The organism is Clostridium tagluense (assembly GCF_003865095.1).
GTDB classification, from domain to species: Bacteria; Bacillota; Clostridia; order Clostridiales; family Clostridiaceae; genus Clostridium_AD; species Clostridium_AD tagluense.
The window spans coordinates 266218-273116 of the sequence record NZ_BHYK01000004.1 but is presented as its reverse complement, the minus strand read 5'-3'; the positions used below and the strand labels follow the sequence as shown (position 1 = coordinate 273116).

The 6899-nt window shown below is 32.0% G+C and carries 4 protein-coding genes and 1 rRNA gene; all 5 read right to left on the bottom strand.

Annotated elements, in window-relative coordinates; translation table 11 throughout:
• Positions 1-349: ribosomal RNA gene (locus tag Ctaglu_RS05515) — 16S ribosomal RNA — on the bottom strand; the annotation flags it as partial.
• Between the two features lie 535 nt (positions 350-884).
• Complete coding sequence (gene gyrA / locus Ctaglu_RS05510) at positions 885-3413, bottom strand: DNA gyrase subunit A (protein WP_124998858.1); 2529 nt, start codon at positions 3411-3413, stop codon at positions 885-887.
• Between the two features lie 90 nt (positions 3414-3503).
• Positions 3504-5408: a DNA topoisomerase (ATP-hydrolyzing) subunit B gene (gene gyrB, locus Ctaglu_RS05505; protein WP_124998856.1), complete on the bottom strand. Its 1905-nt coding sequence runs from the start codon at positions 5406-5408 to the stop codon at positions 3504-3506.
• Positions 5409-5428: 20 nt separating this feature from the next.
• On the bottom strand, positions 5429-5692 hold the full coding sequence (remB, locus tag Ctaglu_RS05500; RefSeq protein ID WP_124998854.1) for an extracellular matrix regulator RemB: 264 nt from the start codon (positions 5690-5692) through the stop codon (positions 5429-5431).
• 40 nt (positions 5693-5732) lie between these two features.
• Positions 5733-6824 carry a DNA replication/repair protein RecF gene (gene recF / locus Ctaglu_RS05495; RefSeq protein ID WP_124998852.1) on the bottom strand — a complete coding sequence of 364 codons (1092 nt, stop codon included), beginning with the start codon at positions 6822-6824 and terminating at the stop codon, positions 5733-5735.
• Positions 6825-6899 lie beyond the last annotated feature (75 nt).

The following is a 6899-nucleotide window of genomic DNA, read 5'->3' as shown; positions in this document are numbered from 1 at the left end:
GAGTCTGGACCGTGTCTCAGTTCCAATGTGGCCGATCACCCTCTCAGGTCGGCTACGCATCGTTGCCTTGGTGGGCCGTTACCTCACCAACTAGCTAATGCGCCGCGGGTCCATCTCAAAGTGGAATTCTCTAAAAGAAAAATCCTTTGATGTAAAGGTCATGCGACCAAAACATATTATGCGGTATTAATCTCCCTTTCGGGAGGCTATTCCCCTCTTTGAGGCAGGTTACCCACGTGTTACTCACCCGTCCGCCGCTAATTCACCCCGAAGGGTTTCATCGCTCGACTTGCATGTGTTAGGCACGCCGCCAGCGTTCGTCCTGAGCCAGGATCAAACTCTCAATTTAAAAGTTTACACTTTTTATTTGAAATGAATAATCTGCGCCAACTGTTAAGCTGGTTAGCAAGCTCATTACATACTTTTTAGTCTTACGACTAAAATTACTTTTTTATCTAAAGTAATTAACTGGTCAAGCAAAATATTATTTCGCTATTTCACCTATTTCTCTGTTTAATTTTCAAAGACCAACTTGCTTTGCCATCTTGTGACGACTTCTACAATTCTACTATTTAATTCTTAATTTGTCAATATATTTTTCTCTTTTTAAAATATTATTTTAATTTTAGAAAACTACTTAACTTTTAAAACTAAACTGCTATTGTTTCTTCTTCGTGACGACAAAGAGTATTGTACCAAATATATCCCATTATATATTTTAAGTAACTCTATTTCTTAGTAGATTAAACTCATTTTTCTATATATACCTTTATTTTTCTCTACTTTACTGATTGAGATACACTAGGTTCATTATATTGTAAATTAAAAAAGTACTTATCCCAATTTTTTTTGAGATAAGTACTTTGATTTTTTAATATTATGTTTTAATCTTCTGTTTCAGAAGTTGTATCATCATTTATATCTACGTCTTCTTCTGCCTTAAAAGGCGTCTCTTCAATTTCTTCTAGTAAAGAATCATCCTCTGAATTAATTTCATCACTACAATTTATTTTAGCTATAGCAACGATATTATCTCCTTCTCCATTCTTCATTAAAGTAACTCCCATGGTATTTCTACTTGTAGTTGATATTCCAGATACATTCAATCTTATAACAACACCATTACTGTTTATAAGTATCATTTCATCTCCGTCTTTTACTATTCTAGCACCTACAAGTTTTCCTGTTTTATCTGATACCTTATAAGTTATTACGCCTTTACCACCTCTATGTTGAAGTGTGTATTGCGAAACTAGGGTTCTTTTTCCAAAGCCCTTTTCACTTATAACTAACAGTTCTTCTTCAGGCTTAACAATATTCATAGACACTACGATGTCATCTTGTCTCAACGTTAATGCCTTAACTCCAGTTGCAGTTCTTCCCATACCTCTTACATCTTTTTCACTAAATCTTATAGAATAACCATTTTTTGTAGCAAATAGCATTTCACTATCTCCAGTGGTTATCGCAGCTCCGATTAGTTCATCATCTTCTCTTAAATTGATTGCATTTAAACCATTCTTCCTTATAGAAGAATATTTATCAAGTGATGTTTTCTTAATTAAACCATGTTTTGTTCCCATTATAAGAAAATTATCCTCTGTAAATTCTTTAAGAGATATAACTGCTTGAATTTTATCGTCATTTGCTAGTGGTATAATATTTACTAAGTTTGTTCCCTTAGCTGTTCTTCCACCCTCAGGAATTTCATATGCCTTTAATCTAAAAGCTTTTCCTTTGTTTGTGAATAGCAAAAGATTATTATGAGTGGAGGTTATAAAAATATGTTCTACAAAGTCATCTTCTTTTGTAGTAACACCTTGTATTCCCCTACCCCCTCTTTTTTGAGCACTATAAGTATCAGCAGGAAGTCTCTTTATATAACCTGCATGAGTTAGAGTTATTACAACATCCGTCTCTTGAATTAAATCTTCCTCATCTATGCTATATGGATTTTTTTCTATTGCTGTTCTTCTAGTATCACCATATTTATTTCTAATCTCTATAAGCTCTTCTTTTATTATGTTAAGTAATACTGTTTCATCTGCTAAGATTCCTTTTAAATAATTAACAGTTTTCATTATTTCGTTATACTCATCTTCAATCTTATCTCTTTCAAGACCTGTAAGTCTTCCAAGTCTCATTTCAACAATGGCAGTGGCTTGTTTTTCTGATAGTTCAAATGCATTTATTAAACTTTCTTTGGCTTCACTAATGCTTTTAGATGCTCTTATTAAACGAATTACTTCATCAATATGGTCTAGTGCTATTTTCATACCTTCTAAGATATGGGCTCTAGCTAATGCTTTATCTAAATCAAATTGAGTTCTTCTTCTTACTACATCTTTTTGATGTTCTAAATAATAAACTAAACACTGTTTTAAATTTAGTGTTTGAGGTTCTCCATTTACAAGAGCTATCATTATAACCCCAAAAGTGTCTTGCATCCTAGTATGTTTAAATAGCCTATTTAATACTATATTAGAATTTGCATCCCTCTTTAATTCTATAACAATTCTCATACCTTCTCTATCTGATTCATCTCGAAGGTCAGATATTCCATCTATTTTCTTATCTTTTACTAAATCTGCAATACCTTCTATAAGTCTTGCTTTATTAACTTGATAAGGTAATTCTGTTACTATTATTGAATTCCTACCCTTATTCTCTTCAATGTCTGTTTTAGCCCTTACTAGGATTCTTCCTCGTCCTGTTTCATAAGCACTTTTTATTCCCGCTCTCCCTAGAATGATTCCTGCTGTAGGAAAATCTGGACCTTTTATTTTTGTCATTAACTCACTTACTTCAACTTCTGAATCTTCAATAAGCATTAATACTCCATCTATAACTTCTATTAAGTTATGGGGAGGTATATTTGTTGCCATACCTACGGCTATTCCTGTTGATCCATTAACTAGAAGATTAGGAAATCTTGATGGTAACACTGATGGCTCTTTTTCTTCTTCATCAAAGTTAGGAACAAAATCTACTGTCTCTTTATTAATATCACGAAGCATCTGTGTTGTAATTTTGCTCATTTTAGCTTCTGTATATCTCATTGCAGCTGCTCCATCACCATCTACAGAACCAAAATTTCCATGACCATCAACCAAAATACATCTTTGAGAAAAATCTTGAGCCATTCTAACGAGTGCCCCATATACTGCAGTATCACCATGTGGATGATACTTACCTAAAACGTCTCCAACAATTCTGGCACACTTTCTATATCCCTTTTCTGGTGTTAACCCTAGTTCATGCATAGAGAATAATATTCTTCTATGAACAGGTTTAAGTCCATCCCGTACATCTGGAAGAGCACGACTTACTATAACGCTCATAGCATAATCTATATAGGATTTTTTCATTTCGGACCTTATATCAATAGGTTTAATTTTTCCCTGATTATTCATCTGTTACACCTCTTCAAACAATATATTTTAACAACACATGGAAAAATAATAAATTTTTTTTCCATGTGTTTCGGTAATTACACTAACCTACTATATATCTAAGTTAAGAACTTTCTTAGCATTTTCTTGTATAAACTCGCGACGAGGTTCTACTTTATCACCCATAAGAATAGTAAATATTTCGTCGGCTGCCATCGCATCCTCTACATGGACTTGAAGTAGAACTCGCTCCTCTGGATTCATTGTTGTATCCCAAAGTTGATGTGCATCCATTTCTCCAAGACCTTTGTATCTTTGGATATCAGTGTTATTATCTTTTCCACCGATTTCAAGGAGATAATTTTTTAACTCTAGATCAGAATATACATAATGATCTTTCTTACCTTTAGTAACCTTATATAGTGGTGGTTGAGCTACATATACGTGTCCTTCTTCTACTAGCTCTTTCATATATCTATAAAAGAATGTTAGTAGTAGTGTTCTAATATGTGCTCCATCTACATCCGCATCTGTCATAATAATAATACGATCGTATCTTATTTTTTTTACATCAAAATCCTTACCTATACCAGCACCAAAAGCTGTTATCATAGCTCTAATTTCCAGTGATGCTAGCATCTTATCAATTCTTTGCTTTTCAACATTCATTATTTTTCCTTTAAGAGGAAGTATAGCTTGGAATTTCCTATCTCTACCTTGTTTTGCAGATCCTCCAGCGGAATCTCCTTCGACCAAGTATATTTCACATTCCATAGGATCTTTTGAAGCACAATCGGATAATTTCCCAGGAAGAGTGGTACTTTCAAGTATTGATTTTCGTCTTGTAAGTTCTCTCGCTTTTTTTGCTGCATCACGAGCTCTAGCTGCATTTAATGATTTATCTATTATTTTTTTACCAAGCTCTGGATTTTCCTCTAGAACATTGCTAATAGCCTCGCCAACTATTCCATCAACTATGCCTCTTACTTCACTATTTCCAAGTTTAGTTTTTGTTTGACCTTCAAATTGAGGATCTGTAAGCTTTATAGATATTACAGCAGTAAGACCTTCTCGTACATCCTCACCAGATAGATTTTTATCATTTTCTTTTAAGAACCCAAATTTTTTAGCATAATCATTTACTATTCTTGTTAAAGCGGTCTTAAATCCAACTAGGTGCGTTCCACCTTCTACTGTATCTATATTATTAGCAAAAGAAAATAAGTTTTCAGTGTATGTATCATTGTATTGCAATGCTATTTCAACAATATACTCATCCTTACGGCCTTCAATGTATATAGTATCGTGGATTTTACCTTTATTTCTATTTAGATAATCTACAAAGGATTTTATTCCACCTTCATATAAAAATTCTTGTTTTTTATCTTCTCTCTCGTCTGTAAGTGTTATTCTTATACCTTTATTTAAAAAAGCGAGTTCGCGAAGTCTCTGAGATACTGTTTCATAATCAAAATCAATTTCCTCAAAAATTTCTGCATCAGGCATAAAGAAAATTTTTGTTCCATGTTCCTGCGTTGTTCCTATGTTTACTAATGTACTAGTAGTTTTTCCCTTTGAAAATGTTTGTTTCCATATTTCTCCATCAACACTAACTTCAACTTCACAAGTTTCAGACAGTGCATTAACTACAGATGCCCCAACACCATGGAGACCACCAGATACTTTGTACGCTCCACCACCAAATTTTCCCCCTGCATGAAGTACGGTCATTATAACTTCTACAGTAGGTATCTTCATTTTATGATGCATTCCTACTGGCATACCTCGACCATCATCTATAACAGTTATAGAATTATCTGGATGTATAAACACATCAATATTTTTACAAAAACCTGCCATTGCCTCATCTATACTATTGTCTACAATTTCATAAACTAGATGATGAAGTCCACGAATACTGGTGCTTCCTATATACATACCAGGTCTTTTTCTTACTGCTTCTAATCCTTCAAGTACTTGTATTTGACTCTCGTCATAAATATTATTTATTTCCATGTATATCCTCCTAATCTAATCTACAGCGCATAATATACAGTTTCTGTTCTCTTACATAGCGTTTGCGATGATATGGGTGATAGATATATTTTACTTTTTTTATCTACCTCAGCAATAACAAATGATTTAGCAGTATTTTTTGTTATCCTTTCTACAAAACCATCTTCTTCAGCCATTCTCAAAAATTGAATAGTGTCCGAGCTATACATAGTAGTCTCCATGTCAAATATACCTATAATGTCCTTTATAGGTACTACTACATTTTCTCCTAAATGTAAAAACATATAATATCCTCCTTAATAATACATTGTACCTTATTTGAATCTATGTAATTTCTTTTAATTTACCTGCCATAACCTCAAATATCTTATTTTCAGGTTTTAAATATTTTCTTATATCTAAAGTTCCAGTACAAGTAATTAATGTTTGAACTTCTTTTATAGAATTTAATATATATTCTTGCCTTTTTGTATCTAATTCAGACAAAACATCATCAAGTAATAATACTGGATATTCTCCAGTTAGTTCTTTTATTATTGCCAGCGCTGCAAATTTAATGGTTAAAACTGCAGTTCTCTGTTGTCCTTGAGATCCAAATGTCTTAGCATCGGTGCCATTAAGATCTATAGAAAAATCCTCTCTATGTGGACCTATTGATGTAGTTTTAGTTTCTATATCTCTTTTTCTATTCTTACATAGGAGCATATATAAATTTTCTTGTATATTATCTAAATCCCTAATAGGTGTTAAATATTTAATTTCTATTTCTTCACTTTTAGATGTTATATCACCATGTATTATTTTTCCTTTTTGGTTTAATTTCTCTATATAATTAACTCTATCTTTTATTATAATTGCACCAAATTCACTAAGTTGTTTATCATATACATCTATAATATCACTGTTTGTGTTCCATTTCTTTATAGTCAGATTTCTCTCATTTAAAACTTTTTTATATTGGGTTAAGCTGTGGTAGTAGCGACGGCTTAACTTACATAGTTCTATATCTAAAAATTTTCGTCTATATGATGGAGAATCTTTAACAATACTTAAATCTTCAGGAGAAAACATAATAACGTTGAAGCTTCCTACCAATTCTGACAATTTTTGAACCTTTATAGAATTTATATTAACGCCTTTTCTGCCTTCTTTAAAAATTTTTATTTCTATCTTTTTATCGAGTCTAGTTTTGCATACATAAAGCTTTATATATGCTTCTGTACCATTCCAGTTTATTAATTCTTTATCTCTATTGGTTCTGTGAGATTTAGCTAAACTACAATAATAAATTGCTTCTAGAATATTTGTTTTACCTTGGGCATTATCTCCCACAAATACATTAGTTCCTTTATTTAATTCTATAAATAACCCGTCAAAATTTCTAAAATTTAGAAGCTGTAAATATTTTATATGCATATAATCACCTAATACAATTATAACATATATATATAATTTTATTATTTATTATGTATAAATAAATTCACATAATTT

Excerpts from the sequence above, each read along its gene's own strand:
- gyrA (WP_124998858.1), bottom strand. The coding sequence starts at position 3,413 with ATGAATAATCAGGGAAAAATTAAACCTATTGATATAAGGTCCGAAATG.
- gyrB (WP_124998856.1), bottom strand. The coding sequence starts at position 5,408 with ATGGAAATAAATAATATTTATGACGAGAGTCAAATACAAGTACTTGAA.
- remB (WP_124998854.1), bottom strand. The coding sequence starts at position 5,692 with ATGTTTTTACATTTAGGAGAAAATGTAGTAGTACCTATAAAGGACATT.
- recF (WP_124998852.1), bottom strand. The coding sequence starts at position 6,824 with ATGCATATAAAATATTTACAGCTTCTAAATTTTAGAAATTTTGACGGG.